The sequence below is a fragment of the Gillisia mitskevichiae genome (assembly GCF_003634585.1).
Taxonomy (GTDB): Bacteria; Bacteroidota; Bacteroidia; order Flavobacteriales; family Flavobacteriaceae; genus Gillisia; species Gillisia mitskevichiae.
Genome location: NZ_RBLG01000001.1, coordinates 552,162 through 567,545, shown reverse-complemented (window position 1 = coordinate 567,545; position 15,384 = coordinate 552,162). Strand labels below are relative to the sequence as shown.

General features: G+C 34.3%; 6 protein-coding genes. 1 reads left to right on the top strand and 5 read right to left on the bottom strand.

From position 1 onward, the window contains the following. Positions 1-45 precede the first annotated feature (45 nt). The 5 genes from BC962_RS02575 to BC962_RS02555 form a co-directional block, all read right to left on the bottom strand. Positions 46-1,683 (bottom strand): family 16 glycosylhydrolase, encoded by a 1,638-nt coding sequence (locus BC962_RS02575; RefSeq protein WP_121344362.1) that lies wholly within the window; start codon positions 1,681-1,683, stop codon positions 46-48. A gap of 13 nt (positions 1,684-1,696) precedes the next feature. Beyond that, positions 1,697-3,838 (bottom strand): hypothetical protein, encoded by a 2,142-nt coding sequence (locus BC962_RS02570; protein WP_147405610.1) that lies wholly within the window; start codon positions 3,836-3,838, stop codon positions 1,697-1,699. A 22-nt stretch (positions 3,839-3,860) separates the two neighbouring features. Next, positions 3,861-5,330, bottom strand: coding sequence for a RagB/SusD family nutrient uptake outer membrane protein (locus BC962_RS02565; protein ID WP_121344360.1), 1,470 nt, complete (start codon positions 5,328-5,330; stop codon positions 3,861-3,863). 5 nt (positions 5,331-5,335) lie between these two features. Beyond that, positions 5,336-8,368 (bottom strand): SusC/RagA family TonB-linked outer membrane protein, encoded by a 3,033-nt coding sequence (locus BC962_RS02560; protein ID WP_121344359.1) that lies wholly within the window; start codon positions 8,366-8,368, stop codon positions 5,336-5,338. Between the two features lie 241 nt (positions 8,369-8,609). Next, on the bottom strand, positions 8,610-11,390 hold the full coding sequence (locus BC962_RS02555) for a helix-turn-helix and ligand-binding sensor domain-containing protein (protein WP_245983987.1): 2,781 nt from the start codon (positions 11,388-11,390) through the stop codon (positions 8,610-8,612). A 301-nt stretch (positions 11,391-11,691) separates the two neighbouring features. Between BC962_RS02555 and BC962_RS02550 the strand changes: the two genes are divergently transcribed. After that, on the top strand, positions 11,692-15,300 hold the full coding sequence (locus tag BC962_RS02550; protein WP_121344358.1) for a metallophosphoesterase family protein: 3,609 nt from the start codon (positions 11,692-11,694) through the stop codon (positions 15,298-15,300). Positions 15,301-15,384: the final 84 nt, after the last annotated feature.

The following is a 15,384-nucleotide window of genomic DNA, read 5'->3' as shown; positions in this document are numbered from 1 at the left end:
GGAGGAAATAATTTCCTCCAGATAATTTTGGCTAATTATATAAACTTATTGGTAAACTTTTATGTAATCTATTTCCATCGACGATTCTTGAAAATCATCTCCAATAGCTCCACCAAAGGTTCCACCCATGGCAACATTTAAGATCAAGAAGAAGTCTTTATTAAATGGCGAATCTGCATTGTTCTCATACATATGAAAAACCTCACCATCTACCAAAAACCAAATTCTTTCTGCAGACCATTCTACCGTATAAATATGAAATTCTGTACTTGCATTTTCAATCACTGTAGCGCCTGTATCTGCATTTGCTCCCGATCTTTCAGGATAATGTAATGCTCCATGGATGGTGTTTTGGCTGTTACCAGTATGTTCCATAATGTCGATTTCACCAGTCTCAGGCCATCCAACTTCATTAAAATTTGATCCTAACAGCCAGATCGCAGGCCAAGTTCCAGCACCTGCTGGTAATTTTGCTCTAGCTTCAATTCTACCATAAGTGAATTCAAACTTATCTTGAGTTGTAATTCTGGACGAAGTATAATCAAAACCACTTTCAGATTCTCTTTTTGCAGTAATAAGCAAATTACCATCTATAATAGATGTGTTAGAATCTGTATAATATTGTTTTTCATCATTCCCCCAGCCATTATTATTTCCAATTTCAAAATTCCATGTATTGGTATCTAAAGATGTAGCGTTTTGATAATCTGACTCCCATAATAGAGTATCAAAATCAGATTCAAATCCTGTTTCTTCACCTCCACCGGTTTCGGCATTTTGAAGGTCGTAGGAAAGAGTCGTGAATTTAACATACCATGCAAGTGCAGGATTATTTCCCATTACTGCTCTAACATACATACTGTTTTCATCTATACTCAATATTTCATAAGAGCTTGCTCCAATGTAATAACTCATAAAACCAGCATTAGAATAATCTATTTGCGTACCTCTAGAAGTTGCAATTCCTGAACTTGCAGGAGATAAAGTGGCATTTCTAACTCCGCTCGTATCAAAATCTATACATTGGTCTCCACTTCCTGTTGGCCCACCAAATTGTCCCACATAATCTACGTTGAAGAAGGTTTGTCCATTATTATTTAATTCATAAGTCAGGTTATCTTCCCCTGTTGTGCTATATGTTAAAACGTCTGTATAAAAACAACTACTAGCCTCTGTACCCGCTTTTTCAAAAGGAGCCGCTTGATAATAAATAGGAGAATCAAAACCATCTCCAGAAGAAGGACCAACACCCAAATGACCCGGTAAATAAGAGGCTACATACCATTTTTTGGAACTACCACCTGTTAAGAATTGTTTAGTTTCAGGGTCTGAGAAATCACTTTGAACTTCAATTTCTATAGCTCTAGAACTACTAATACCACCTGTTCCATATGCGATCACGTTTACCAAATAGGTATTTAATCCGTTTTTACTGAAACGTTTAGTAAAAGTTCCATCTAAGGTAGAACCTGTTGTGCCATCTCCAAAATTAAACTGATAAGAGATCGCATTATCTGCTGATACCGTAAATTCTACGATCCCAGAACCATCTGTGCTAATATCTGTATTAACTAAGATATTGGAGGGTACCATCATTGATTCCAAACCAAGATCATCTTCCTGACAACTTGAAAATAAGAGGGCAATTGCCAATAAGCTAAAAATTATTCTATAGTATTTCATAGTTTATTTTTTTCTATTTCTGTTCGATATCATCTATGTAGAAAGTCCCAGCACTAGTACCAGCAAAATCTAAGAAAAGAGATATATTATCATATTCACCTACCGCTACAAAAGCTTCACCTACTCCTTGATTCCCATCTATATAACTCTTTCTGGCGTTATTAAAGTCAAAACTCAAAACTTCCCATCCTGTTCCACCATGATTCACTTCCACTTCATTAGCTCGCTCTCCATTTATACCAGTTTCTAGTTTAAGTGCTACTGGATATGCAGTTTCAGAGAAAACCTTCATAGTTATGGTTTTATTGGTTCCAGAAAAATCTATTGCTTCATCAAGCATAAAGGATAAAGCTTCATATGCAACCCCTGTATTAGTCACCGCACCAACTTTTGTGTCTGTAGCATTGATCCCAGATTGCTTAGGGTTCGTTACAACTTCAAAAGCAACACTATTAGCTCCAGTAGTATAAGTGACAGGCCCATCAAAAGTTGCGGGTAATTTAAAAGAAGTGCTTTCCATTCCTTCCAATTCGATATCATCTATATAGAAAGTACCTGCCGTTGTTCCTGCAAAGTCTAGGAAAAGAGATATATTATCATATTCTCCTACTGCCACAAAAGCTTCCCCGACTCCTTGATTACCGTCTATATAACTCTTTCTAGCATTATTAAAATCGAAACTCAATACTTCCCATCCAGTTCCACCATGATTCACCTCAACCTCATTAGCTCGCTCTCCATTTACACCAGTTTCTAGTTTAAGTACAACAGGATATGCAGTCTCAGAGAAAACCTTGATAGTTATAATTTTATTCACACCAGAAAAGTCTATTGCTTCATCAAGCATAAAGGATAAAGCTTCATAGGCTACTCCAGTATTTTTAACCGCACCTACTTTGGTATCTGTATCATTGATCCCAGATTGCTTAGGATTCGTTACAACTTCAAAAGCAACACTATTCTCACCCGTAGTGTAAGAAATAGCCCCTTCAAAATCTACCGGTAATTTAAACGGATCTGTATTTAAAGCTTCTTGTTCAATATCGTCTATATAGAAAGTACCTGTTGTGGTTTTACCTATTTCGGCAAAAATCACCATCGAGCTATATTTCCCAGTTGGTACAAACGAAGCTCCATTTTCTGGATCTCCATCTAAATAACTTTTAACAGCATCTGTAGCAAAATTGAATGTTAAAACTTCCCATCCAGTTCCGCCATGAGATGCAGCAACTTCATTTGGACGATCATCGTTTGTTCCTCCTTCAAATTTTACAAGTACAGATATTGGTTTATCTGAATAAAACTTCATTGAAATAGTTTTATTAGCTCCACTAAAATCTACTGGCTCTACTAAAGTATAAGCACCACCTTCATAAAGACTTCCACTATTAACTAGTTTTCCAACTCTAGACTCTGCTGTATTTGCACCAGAAAGGAATGGATTGGTAACTACTTCAAAAGTTGCACCTTCAAAAGTTCCAAGCGCGTAATTTACAGTTGGAATATCGTATGTTATTGGCAGTTTTACAGGGTCGTTTGCTTCTGGAACTACCACTTCTACTGTAGTTTCTGTTGTTGCAACCCCAGCACCTTTAGCAACTACACGAACTGTGTATGTTCCAGGAGTTGCATAAATATGATCTATAGAACCGTCAGGCATTAACTGAGTTGGTTCTTCCTCTTCTATATCTCCAAAATACACATCGAAAGTTGCGGCAAAATCTGCAGCTGCACTTACACTTATCATAGCAGGATTACTCGCAGGCTGTGTTATAGTTACATCTAAATTTTCAGGAGCTCTGAAAGAGATCAATAATCTCTGGTTAAATTCACTAGTAAGACCCGTAGAGCCAACAGCAATCACTTTTACAAGATATTCCCCTTCTCCATAAGTATAAGAGACTGTCTCACCTTGAGCGACCTCTAATGGGGAATCATCGCCATCTCCAAAATAAACCTGAAAAACTTGTGCACCCTCACCACTAGGAGTGATGGTAACTTTTCCAGAATCATCTTGAGCCACATCAAAATTGGCTTTTACATTCGTAGGAGCAGAGATTTCCTGGAAAGCATAATTTGTAATCTCCTCCTTCTCACATCCAGTAAATAAAAGGACCGAGATTGTTAGCATCGCTAAAAATTTAAATATTTTCATCTTTATTCGTTTTATTTAATTTTTAATAATTTGGATTTTGCTCCCAGTTATTCCCTGCAAGTTGTATCTCGATTGCTGGAATTGGAAATAATTCATGCTTACCCACTACAAAACCGTCTATAGCACTAGCGGCTCTTCCTGTACGTACAAGATCAAAGAATCGATGACCTTCCCCAACTAGTTCTGATCTACGGTCTTTATATATTTGATCTAATAATGCATTTCCAGAAAGTTGTACAGGATCTAACTCTGCTCGTACTCGAACTCTATTTAAATACTCTCTGGCTTTTCCTTCATCTGGAGGTGATTTTTTAAAATTAGCTTCCGCAGCCATCAATAAAACATCTGCAAACCGGATAGCTCGGTAATTATTTGGATTGGTAAGATTGGCATCTCCTGTATTAAGATCTCCTTTTCTTGCAATATATTTTCTGTTGTAATAGCCAGTATGCTCATATCCCTCTACGTAAGTAGCTCCTGTTTGAGAGGCAAACTCTTCAATATCCAATATGGCAACATCCTTGCGAATATCTCCAGCCTCGAAAGCATCTACAGTTTCTTGCAAGGGTAAATTAAAACTAAAACCAGAATCGAAAGTAGGACCATTGAAATTCCTTATTCCATTAAAACCAACAGCTACATTTCCTTCACTACATTGTAGACATCCAAAACCAGCGCCTTCTTCATCTGTATATTGAACCTCGAATACAGACTCTGTTCCATTTTCACCTTCTGGTTCAAAAATACTCTCGTAGTCTGTTACCAACATATAAGGTCCGGCGATCACTTTTTCTAAAGCTACTGCCGCTTCACTAAATTGATTTTGGTATAAATAGGCTTTTCCCAGAAGAGCATTTGCAGCTCCAGAAGTAATTCGTCCCTTTTGAGCTTGATTAGCTGGAAGGTTTTCTGCAGCAAAAATTAGATCTGCTTCTATTTGATCATATACTTCTGAAGCTGGCGTACGAGCGATATCGAATTGATCACCAAAAGCTAGAGGCTTATCTATAACCAATGGTACAGCACCAAAGAATTTAACCAATTCAAAATAATAGTAGGCTCTTAAAAATCTAGCTTGAGCAATTACTTGTGTTCTTCCATCAAACTCGGTTTTATCTTGATATTGAAGAATATAATTTGCGCGATTTACACCGGCAAACATCCAATTCCATATATCCCGTAATTGTTGATTCAAAGGATTATGCGTCATTTTATCAATTTGTTGAAATCCAATAACATCATTAGCGCTTTCTCCACCAGCTAAGGTATTGTCTGATGCTATTTCACCAATCATAACATTTAGATAGGTAGCTTGTAAAAGATCATAAGCTCCAATTAATGCTTGCTGGTATTCTTCTTCAGAATTGAAATAGTTATCTGCACTTTCATTTTCAGAAGTTACATTCACAAAATCGTCACTACAAGAAATAGCCATAAATGCTACTAAAGTGAAGATAATTCGGTTTTTGAGTGTGTTTATTTTCATCTTCATTTTTATTAAAATTTAAAGTTTAAACCTGCAGAATAAACCCTAGGTACAGGATAAAATCCTTGATCTATACCTCCTCCAATTGGATCTCCAGATGAGGCAGAAGGATCATATCCGTTATATTCTGTTAAAGTGAAAGCATTATTCACAGATACGTAGAATCTCAGTTTTCTAATCCCAAGCTGATCTGTGATTCTATTATTTAAACTATATCCTAATTGTACATTTTGCAATCTTACATAAGAGGCATCTTCAACATAAAAATCTGAAAATACATTATTAGAATTGGGACCAATATTTACTCTTGGATACACATTTGAGGTTCCTGAGCCTGTCCATCTATCCAAAACATAAGAGGTTTTATTGGTGCGTATTTCATTTCTATCGTATGCTCTAACGATTTCGTTCCCAACAGAAGCAAAGGCATAAGCAGAGAAATCGAAATTCTTGAAGTTGAAGCCTATATTAAGTCCCATGGTTAAGTCTGGAATAGGATCTCCAATATTTATACGATCATCTGTATCAATAACACCATCATTATTCTGATCTACATAACGAAGATCCCCAGGATTGGCATTAACTTGGGTTGCAGAATTTGCTATTTCTGTAGCATTTTGAAAAATTCCATTAGTTTCCAATCCATAGAAGTAACCAATAGGCTGACCGGCTTCCATTCTAGCTGGATCTTCTCCTTGACCTACTGCAAAGAATCCGCCGGAAACAAACCCATTTTCATTTGCTACAGATAATACTTCATTTTCTAAGGTGGTAAGATTGTAACTGATATTGAAATCGAAATCGTCTGAAACCACTTCCTTGTATGAAAGTGAGAACTCCCATCCTTTATTTTCTACAGAACCAGCGTTTACAATTGGAGCACCAGCACCTGGAGCACCTACTCCTAAGATCCCTGAAACTTGAGGCACCAATAATAGGTTATCTGTTTGTCTTTTAAAATAATCTACGGTTAGATCTAATTTGGAGTTAAATAATCTCGCATCTATACCTATATCGAAAGCGGTTTGCTCTTCCCATTGTAAATTAGGATTAGAAAGTCTACCTGCAGCAACACCATAATACAGAGTGTTATCAAACACATAAGCTCCCTCCGCATCTAAAAGTGAGGTGTATCCATATGCTCCAATTCGATCATTTCCAAGAATACCATAACTACTTCTTAATTTAAAGAAGTTTACAATATTGTTCTCAAAAAAGCTTTCTTCACTCATTACCCACCCTACCGAGGCAGATGGAAAATAACCAAATTTATTGTTAGGGCCGAAGTTAGAAGATCCGTCTCGCCTAATAACAGCAGACACTAAATACTTCTGATCATAATTATACTGAAGTCTTGCAAAATAGGAAAGCAACCTAGAGTCGAAGATCCTGTTGCTTACATTTAAGTAATTATCTACTACATCTGATGCGTTTTCTATGCTTGCATTTTCGTATATATTCCCTGGGATATTAAAGCCTGTAAATCCATAAGAATCACCAGTAGTTTTAAATACAGATGTTCCTAAAAGAGCGGTAACATTATGAACATCGTTGAAAGAGTTATTATAAGAAATAAAAGCATCAAAAGTATAATCTCTATAATAATCTGTGCTTTCGTTCACCACATTTCTGCCCTCACTAATATTAAAAACTTTCCCTGAACCATAGAATGCTTCCGGGAAAAAACTGTTCTCCCTTACTTCAGAATAATTAAATTGATATCTGGCTTCTGCTGTAAAGTGATCAAAAAAGTCATATGCTAATCCAACAGTTCCTGTTATTTTATCTACTTGTGCATTGTTGTATGTATTCGCTATTTGTGCAATAGGGTTAATAACTTCGTTCCCTAAACCTTCTGCCAAACTATATTCCCCATCTGCATCGAAAATAGGAATTGTTGGAGCCATATTAATAGCGTTAAATAACACAGATCCTAAAGAATTTTCAGAAAGTGTACTTCTATTGGAATGAGTATATATAGATGTGGTAGATAGTTTTAAATTTTCTAGAATATCATAATCAAAACTTCCTCTAGCAGAAACTCGTTCAAAATTGGTTCCAGATCCACCAACAATACCATCTTGATTTAAATAACCTCCCCCTGCAGAATAGGTCGCTTTTTCTCCACCTCCATAAATGTTCACATTTACATCTGATATAAATGCTTCTCTAAATATCTCATCTTGATAATCTGTGCCTTCTCCTAGAACACTAAAATCATTGAACGGAGGAGTTTGACCGCCAGCCGCAAAAGCTTCATTTATTATCACTGCATATTCTGTAGCATTTAATACAGGTAATTTTCTACTTGTTTCCTGAACGCCAGTATAAGTATCGACTTCAACTCTAAGATCAGTGTTTTTCTGACCACCTTTTGTTGTAATTAAAATAACACCATTTGCTGCTCTTACCCCATAGATACCAGCAGTAGCATCCTTTAGAACACTAATACTTTCTATATCATTTGGATTAATTACACTTAGATCCTCTATAACTGCGCCATCTACCAAAATTAAAGGTCTGGAATCTCCGTTGGTAGAAATCCCTCTAATACTAATTGTAGCAGCACTACCTGGCGAACCAGAAGTAGATGTAATATTTACACCGGCAACTCTTCCCTGCAGCGCTTGTTCCACTCTAACTGGATTAAGCTCTTCAATAGTTTTAGACCCTACTACACTTACAGCTCCAGTTATTTCCTTTTTAGCCTGTGTCCCATATCCAATTACTACTACCTCCTCTAAAGATTCTGAATCGGTTAATAATTGAACATTCAAAGACTGATTACCGGTAATTGTAAACTCTTTTGGTAAAAATCCGATATAAGAAAATTGAAGAATATCTCCTGATTTTACATTCTCTATCTTAAAATTACCATCAAAATCGGTGGTCGTTCCACGCGATTCATTCTTCACTAATACATTTACTCCTAATAGTGGAACATTATTCTCATCGGTGACGGTTCCTTGTACCGCAATCGATTGCGAAAACATAGAAACAATTCCCCCAAAAAGGACAATTAATAAACATGTAAATCTTTTCATTTGAAAATTTGTTAAAATTGCATTAGCAATATATTAATAGAGTCTTAAGAATTGAGAAAATCCACCTTTACAAAATATATACAGATGAATATTAATATGTAGATAAATTCTGAAGCCTAGTAATAGCTAGGTGTATAATTGGAATATGCTTATTAAAAGGTAGTTACATTCCTTTAATAATTCATCCTAAAACTGCTGTTTGTAGAGTTTATGTATAGTTTTAAATACGAAATGTAAAGGTTTAAACTGCGAGAATATACTCCACAAGATTCACATCTCGGTTTAAAAGCATTTTTTTACGCAAACGATATCGTTTAATTTCTACACTTTTCACGGAAATGTTGAGAAGCGGAGCGATCTCTTTTGATGAGAGATTCAATCTTAAATATGCACATAACTTAAGATCATTAGAAGTAAGATCTGGATGCTTAGATTTTATCTTTTTAAAGAACTCCTTATCTGCATTATTAAAAGCATCTCTAAACAAATTCCAGTTATCTTCTTCATTGATATCTTTGTCTATTGTTTTAATAACAGATTTTACTTTAGAAGATTCAGATTCTTTTAATTGATCTTTTATGTTAGTAAGAAATTCATTCTTTTTAATTAAGCTCATTGTAGAGACAGCGAGTTCTTTATTCTTATTAGACATGTCCATTTCCAATTGAACATTTTGAAGCTTAATGATCTTTTGTTCGGCTTCAAGATTTTTCATTTTGAGTTCCTTCTCATTTTCTAAATTAATCTTTCTATGATGCCTCAAATTTGCTCTATGAATTAACCACAGGATAGTTAGAAAAAGTAATACATAACTAGTTAATGCTATCCAACTTAAATACCAAGGCCTTGAAATTTTAAAAAAGTAGGATATCGTTTCTGTAGTATTAGCTCCAATCTTTCCTTTTACTTGAAATTCATAATCTCCAAAAGACAAGTTTTTGAAAGTTGCAATAGGATTTTTGCTCCATCTACTCCAATTGGAATTTAAACCTATAAGTCTATAACTATATTCCGGAGAAATAAATTTTTCAAATTCTGCTACGCTATATTCTATATTAATGTTATTGGACTTATACGGGAAAACTGATTTCCGGTTTAAAGGAACTAAAATTGGATTATTCTCTACCGTTGCATTGCTTAATTTGTTAATTTTTATCTCATACTCATGATCTAATATTGCCCTTTGATTATAAATTAAATACCCATTGGAAACTCCAATTATATATTTGTCATTATCCAGCACAGTAATATTTTCATGTCCAATAGTAATATTTCTAAGTTCTTTAGGAAGATAAATGGGCGTTAAATTATAGCCAGATCTCAATTTGGAAAGGCCAACGTTAAAAATTGAACTTTCGGTAAATCCCCAGATCTTATCTACCCCATCATTTATAATAGTACCCGAAACTTTATTGAAATTAGCTGTGATCTTTGACAACTCGTTCTGCGAATTGAATTTATCTAAACTCGGAATGTATTGAAATATATTTGCTCTTGTAGAATAATATAGAGTGTCATTAAATTTAAAAATACTTGATGTAATTCCCGAAACTCCTTTAAAAGGATAGTTTTTGATTTTACTTATTTTAGTTAGGGAATCGTTCAATCTAATTTTAAAAACTCCTTTATGCTCATTTCCAATCCATACATCTCCATTTTTATTAGAAACAATGGATTTAGAGGAATGTGGAAAATCTTTTAACATAGGAGATGCTATTAATTTGTCTCCAGTAAGTTTTAAAACACTTAGCCCATTATAATGTCCTTGTAGATACACATCCTGATACTGCTCCAGTTTTACAACTTTCCACGTACCAGATCTATCAGCAATTTTATTAGCTATACCATCTTTCACTATAAATGTTCCAGTATTGTGACCGCAAAATATAATATCATCTATATTCTGCAAACTCCACACTTGACCGTTGGTTCCTGGAATAAAAGTATATGCGCTTTCTCCATCCTTTTTGTAATATAAACCTTGATTTGTACCTAGATATAAATATTCCTTTTCCTTAAGTGAAGTGTAAACAGAACCGATTTTACCATTCTTATCCTGAAATATTTCGAAATCTGAATTAAGATTTATCACACCAAGCCCATTATCTAATCCAGCCCAGAGATTTCTATCTACATCTTCGAATAAACTAAGTACTGTATTATTTAATAGACCATTGGTCTGATTAAAATTTTGCAAAACTTCCCCCTTTGAGTTAACTTGATAAACTCCATTCTCAACCGTTCCTAGAATCAACGACTCATCCGCTAGATTCAGCGCACAAAAAATACTTAGCCCATTAAGGACCTTGGTTAATTCTTCATTAAAAGCAATTAATTGAGCTCCATCCCAAGTATGGAATTTACCAGACTTAGATATTATTCTAAGGTCATTTTCATTTAATGAGAGATTTACCACTTCTAAATTTCCAATAATTTCAGGAGGAATCACCAATACTGGTTTCCCATTTTTAATTTGGAAGATTCCTAAGCCTTCTTGTTGAAAGTAGATATTCTCATCTACTTTAAAAAGGTTGGTGATTGGCGAAGAATTATCAGTTTTTACAGTGGTCACCTTATCTGTGAGAAGATTATATAAATACAATTTTTCAAAACTTTGAAAGATCATAATATCTTCACTATTCTCTATATGCCAAAACTGTTCTCCATCTTTAACTTTATCTGGAAACTTATTTAATAAACTGGTATAATCTAATGTGCCAAAATCATTTTTCTCCCAATACCCTACTTCCATATATGCACCAGTAAAGATCTTTTCTCCAACAGCTTTCACAGATCTTACTATAGTATTATTAGGTACTGGATACAAACTCCATTCAGCTCCATTAAATTCTAGAAGTCCAGTTCCATTTGCGATATATAAATTCTTATTTTCTGATTGGGAGATCATCCAATTTTGATTTCCCGCATCATAGACTGTGGAACTATAATTGATCACTGGGGGCAATTCCTGTGAAAATCCAGAAAAAGTATATAAAGCAATTATAAAGAAGAAAAATCTCAAGATTATGGTTTTGAAGCTAATTTAAATTTTATTCCACAATAAATCAGTTGAAAGTATAAAAGCTATTTAGAAAACTTGATCCTATTAATAAAAATTAACCCCAATTCTATTGAATAATAAAAAATTCAAAAAAAATGAATTCTATACTAATTTGAAACGAGCGTTTAACTCGAAGTTATCAAAAATGTTATAGTACGTTAAAATTTATTTACATATGTTATTTTTTTTGAATCTTGCTTGCTTTTAGCGGTTTTCCCTATGTATTAAACTAATAAAATAAGATCTTAACAACTATTATAATATGCACAAGTCTACTACTTTAAGAAGTTCCCACCGAATTTTTAACTTCTCGAACTTCAGTCTTTTATTTCTTTTCAGCATTTTTTCTTCAGGTTTTGCACAAGACAAAAGTGCGACTCAAGGAAAAGAAGTTGCCCATACCTTTTATATCACAGCCAATACTGCTTTGGATAAAAATGATAAGACCTCGCAAGAGGTATTAAATGGGATCATTAAGTCTTCAGAAGAAGACAAAGACGCGACTTTATTAATTGTAGGAAATATTACAAAAAAAGGCTATCCATCTAAAGACGATGCTCAAAAGAAGACAGAAGCATACCTAAAGAATTCATTATTAGATCCAATAGATAAATTTAATGGGAATGTGATCTTCACTCCTGGGGTGAATGAATGGAATAAAAAAGGACATATTAGCATAGACGATCTGGAATCTTTTTTACAAGATAACAGCAAAGCGAAATTTTGGCCAAATGATGGCTGTCCTATTGAAAGCGAAGAGATTAACGACGATGTAGCGCTTATCATGATAGATTCTCAATGGTATTTAGAAAATTGGGATGATCACCCTTACATTAATAATAAATGTGAAATTAAAACTAGAGAGCAGTTCTTTGCAGAGTTTAGAGATGAATTAAAGGACAACTATGGTAAAACTGTTATTGTAGCAGTGCATCACCCTATTTTGAGCAGTACCAAATACGGTTTCATTAAAAAAGTTGCAGGTTTTTCAGATCAAACCTATCAAAATGCAGAACAGAGTAAACTACATAATATATTGGAAGCTACTGCGCGTGAATTTGATGACGTAATTTTTGTTTCTGGGAACGATAAAAATCTTCAATATTTAGATCATCATGAAGTGCCACAAATTATAAGTGGAGCAGCAGCTAAAACTCAAAATGCTAGAGCAGAGAAAAAAGGACATTTTGCTTCAGATAAAAATGGATATGCAAAACTCATCTTATTTAAAGATGGTAGTTCTCTCGTTAGGTTTTATGAGTCTACAGCCACAGATTCCAAATTCTTGTTCGAAAAAGAGATTCAGAGAAAACGAACCTCATTAGATGAAGTTTCTTATAAGCCTAAAGACACTTATGGTAAAACTGCGGTTTCTTCAGTATACACAAAAGAAGAAACAGATAAAACTGGATTATACAAATGGGTTTGGGGAGAGCATTACCGTGATATTTATAGTAAACCAATTAATGCTCCAGTATTATTCTTGGATGATCTGCCAGGAAATGTGAAACCAATTACTGAAGGCGGTGGACATCAATCTAGATCTCTAAGACTAATAAATGATAGCGAAAATGAATATACGCTAAGAGCTCTAAGAAAAAGCGCAATTCGTTTTATTCAGAATAATGTAAAAGAGCATTATTTAGGAGATATTGTAGAGAATACTGTCGCTGAAAGAATTGTGATGGATTATTATACTACTGCACATCCTTACGCACCCTACGCATTAAATGATCTAATGGACGATGTAGATATTCTTCATGTGAGTCCGAAAATATATTACGTGCCAAAACAAGAAGCATTAGGTGTATTTAATGATGAGTATGGAGATGAGTTATATATGCTGGAAGAACACGTGGGAGATGAAAATAAAAATATGGAGATCTTTGGAACTCCCGATGATATTTTAAGCTCTTCAGACCTTAGACTAGAATTGTTGGAATCTAAGGATGCAAGCGTAGATGAAAGGGAATATATTAAATCTAGAATCTTTGATATGTTGGTAGGAGATTGGGATAGACATGACGACCAGTTTAGATGGGCAGAATTTCAAGAGGAGGATGATAAAAAAGTATATAAAGTAATTCCAAGAGACAGAGATCAAGCTTTTTCTAAATATGATGGTCCAATAATTTCTCTATTAAAATTAGGCTTCCCACCGTTTAGAGCAATGCAATCATTCAATTCTTCAATAAAGAGTGTTAAATGGTTTAATACTGCGGGATATCCCATGGATAATATGATCATTCAAACTTCTAGTTGGCAGGATTGGGAAGAGCAAGTAAAATTTATTCAAGCAAATATCACCGATGCTAAAATTGAAGACGCATTTAACAATGTTCCTGAAGAAGTGCAAGATGAAAGTATAGTGAACATCAAAAAGAATTTGAAAATTCGTCGGGATAATTTAATGGCTGTTGCTCGGAATTATTATGAGTATTTAAATAAATTTAATGTTATAACAGGAACAGATAAAGAAGATAAATTCCTTATTACTCGAAAGAAAGACGGAATTACAGATATTCAGATATCGAGTAAGGATGAAGTTGTTTTTGAAAATAGCTATAATTCCAAGGAAACTAAAGAGATTTGGATCTATGGTCTAGATGGAGACGATGAATTTAAAATTGAAGGAAAAGGAAACGACCTAATAAAATTGAAAGTTTTAGGAGGCGAAGAAAACGACATTTATAATTTCGAGAATTCCAGAAAAACTAAACTATATGATTATAAGTCTAAGGACAATACTATAGAAAAAGCTGGTAAAAAATGGTTAGTAGACTCTTACGAAATCAATAATTACAATTTCACCAAGCGCAAAACTACCCAGAACAGCATTTTTCCAGTAGTTGGTTTTAGTTCTGATGCTGGCGTTAATGTTGGAGTTTCAGATACCTATACCACTTACGGCCTGGTTAAAAACCCTTTTACAACTCAGCATACTTTAGGAGTGAATTACTTTTTTGATACTCAGGGATTAGAATTAAGCTATTTCGGAGAATTTGCTCATATTTTCTACAATTGGAATCTTGGAATAGATGCATACTACACAAGTCCAAATTTTACTCTGAATTACTTTGGAAGTGGGAATGAAACTGTATATGATGATAGTGATGTAGATCTAGATTACAACAGAGTGAACATAGAACAATGGCATTTTGCACCCTCATTAATCTGGACAAACAGAAGAGGAAGCAGATTCCAATTCAGTACTATGCTAGAATCTTTAGAAGTTGAAAGAGATACAAAAAGATTTATAGGAGATAGATTCCAAGCAAATAACGATGTATTTGAAGATCAGATCTATGCAGGAGCAGAAGTTAATTACAATTATTTAAATAAAAGGAAAAACCCAGCATATCCAACATTAGGGATGGAGTTTGATCTTACTGCGGGGTATAAGATTAATATAGACGATAATGATAATGAGCTAGGTTACGTTAAACCGTCTATTTCTATAGATTACCCATTACACAGTAGCGGAATAATTGTACTTGCTACTAAAATTGGTGGAGAGGTTATTATTAGTGATAAATATGAATTTTACCACGCTGCCATGTTAGGTGGAAATGATAATTTAAGAGCCTTTAGGAATCAACGTTTTAATGGTAAAAGTAGTTTTTATCAAAGTACCGATCTTAGAATAGGATTAGGGAAGATAAAAACTTCATTCATACCTTTAAGATTCGGATTAACTGGAGGTTTTGATTATGGAAGAGTCTGGGTAAATAATGATAACTCTAAAGATTGGCACACCAGTTATGGTGGTTCTGTATTTATAAACGGATTTAGTGCTTTTACAGGAAATGTAGGATACTATACAAGTGAAGAAGGAAACAGAGTAGTGTTCACCTTCGGATTTAAGTTCTAAATCGAACAATTTTTCAAGTTAAAAAGCGAAGCCAGATCTAATAGCTCTGGCTTCGCTTTTTTATTTTTAATATATCTTAGCTTT

Bases quoted from the DNA above. Each gene is read 5' to 3' on its own strand.
- BC962_RS02575 (WP_121344362.1), bottom strand. From the start codon at position 1,683: ATGAAATACTATAGAATAATTTTTAGCTTATTGGCAATTGCCCTCTTA.
- BC962_RS02570 (WP_147405610.1), bottom strand. From the start codon at position 3,838: ATGAAAATATTTAAATTTTTAGCGATGCTAACAATCTCGGTCCTTTTA.
- BC962_RS02565 (WP_121344360.1), bottom strand. From the start codon at position 5,330: ATGAAGATGAAAATAAACACACTCAAAAACCGAATTATCTTCACTTTA.
- BC962_RS02560 (WP_121344359.1), bottom strand. From the start codon at position 8,368: ATGAAAAGATTTACATGTTTATTAATTGTCCTTTTTGGGGGAATTGTT.
- BC962_RS02550 (WP_121344358.1), top strand. From the start codon at position 11,692: ATGCACAAGTCTACTACTTTAAGAAGTTCCCACCGAATTTTTAACTTC.